Raw genomic sequence first — 1,762 nt, forward strand, 5'->3', positions numbered from 1 at the left:
GCCGCCGCCTTCCTGGCCGAGATCTGGCGCGGTGCCATCGACAGCGTGCCGCGCGGCCAGTGGGAGGCGGCGCGGGCCCTGGCGCTGAGCTGGCCGCAGCAGCTGCGGCTCGTGATCCTGCCGCAGGCGCTGCGCGTCGCCGTGGCGCCGACCGTCGGCTTCCTGGTGCAGGTGGTGAAGGGCACGGCGCTGGCCTCGGTGATCGGCTTCGTCGAGCTGACCAAGGCCGGCAGCATCATCGTCAACGCCACCTTCGATTCCGCCCGCACCTATGGCTTCGTGGCGCTGTTCTACTTCGCCCTGTGCTACCCGATCGCCCTGGCCGCCACGGCCCTGGAGCGGCGCCTAGCCAAGCCGGGCCGGTGACGCACCGGACGATTTTGAGTCAGCTCACGCTATGCGTTGCCTCTCCCGCTTGCGGGAGAGGTCGGAGACGCGAAGCGTCTCCGGGTGTGGGTTCTTCGTCGAGGCCAGGGCCAGCCCTCACCCGGTCTCGCTGCGCGAGCCCGACCTCTCCCGCCAGGCGGGAGAGGCAACGCGAAGACGCTTGGCATCCTCTATCATTCTCAGATTGAAGCGGCGGTCCGATTCCACCTGAAACGATCGCGCTCTACCGCATCGCGTATTGCGCGTCGTGCAGGCGTCGGTAGAGGCCGCCGGCGGCGACCAGGTCCTGGTGGCGGCCCTGTTCGGCCACGCCGGTCTCGTCCACCACGACGATGCGGTCGGCATGCTGGATGGTGGCCAGGCGGTGGGCGATGACCAGGGTGGTGCGGCCCTGCGCCAGCTCGGCCAACGATTGCTGGATCGCCTTTTCCGTCTCCGTGTCCAGGGCCGAGGTCGCCTCGTCCAGGATCAGGATCGGCGGGTTCTTCAGGAACATGCGGGCGATCGCCAGCCGCTGCTTCTGCCCGCCCGACAGCTTGACGCCGCGTTCGCCGATCACCGTGGCCAGGCCATCGGGCAGGCCGGCGATCATGCCATCCAGCCGGGCCCGGCGCGCCGCCTCGGCAATCTCGGCGTCGCTGGCGCCCAGCCGGCCATAGGCGATGTTCTCGCGGATCGTGCCGGCGAACAGGAACACGTCCTGCTGCACGATGCCGATCTGGCCGCGCAGCGAGGCCAGGGTCATGTCGCGGATGTCGATGCCGTCGATGGTGATGCGGCCGCCCTGCACCTCGTAGAAGCGCGGCAGCAGCGAGCAGATGGTGGTCTTGCCGGCGCCGGAAGGCCCGACGAAGGCCACGGTCTCGCCGGCATGGATGGCGAGGTCGATGCCGTGCAGCACCGGCTTGTCCGCGCTGTAGCCGAAGCCGACGCCCTCATACCGGATCTCGCCCTTCAGGCCTGACACCACGGCGGCGCCAGGCCGGTCGACGATGTCGGGTTCGGTGTCCAGGAGCTCGGTGTAGCGGCGGAAGCCGGCGATGCCCTTCGGATAGGTCTCGATCACCGAGTTGATCTTGTCGATCGGCCGGAAGAACACCCCGACCAGCAGCAGGAAGCCGACGAAGCCGCCTTCGCTGAGCTGCCCGGTCAGCACGAGATAGGCGCCGGCGATCATCACCACCATCTGGGTCAGCCGCATGCTGAGATAGCTGAGCGAGGTGCTGGCCGCCATGATGCGGTAGGCGTCGAGCTTGGTGCGGCGATAGCCCTGGTTGTCCTCGGCGAACAGCCGGCGCTCATGGTCCTCGTTGGCGAAGGCCTGGACCACGCGGATGCCGCCGACATTCTCCTCGATCCGGTGGTTGAAGTTGCC

General features: G+C 68.6%; 2 protein-coding genes. One reads left to right on the top strand and one right to left on the bottom strand.

The features are described from left to right. Window positions 1-366, top strand: a 366-nt coding sequence (locus AC3XYG_RS18705; RefSeq protein WP_489141367.1) for an amino acid ABC transporter permease, incomplete at its 5' end; no start/stop codon positions are given. Between the two features lie 244 nt (window positions 367-610). Here AC3XYG_RS18705 and AC3XYG_RS18710 read toward each other — a convergent pair. Then, window positions 611-1,762: ABC transporter ATP-binding protein (locus tag AC3XYG_RS18710; RefSeq protein ID WP_489141368.1), on the bottom strand; the 1,152-nt coding region annotated here is incomplete at its 5' end.

The sequence above is a fragment of the Inquilinus sp. genome (assembly GCF_057815775.1).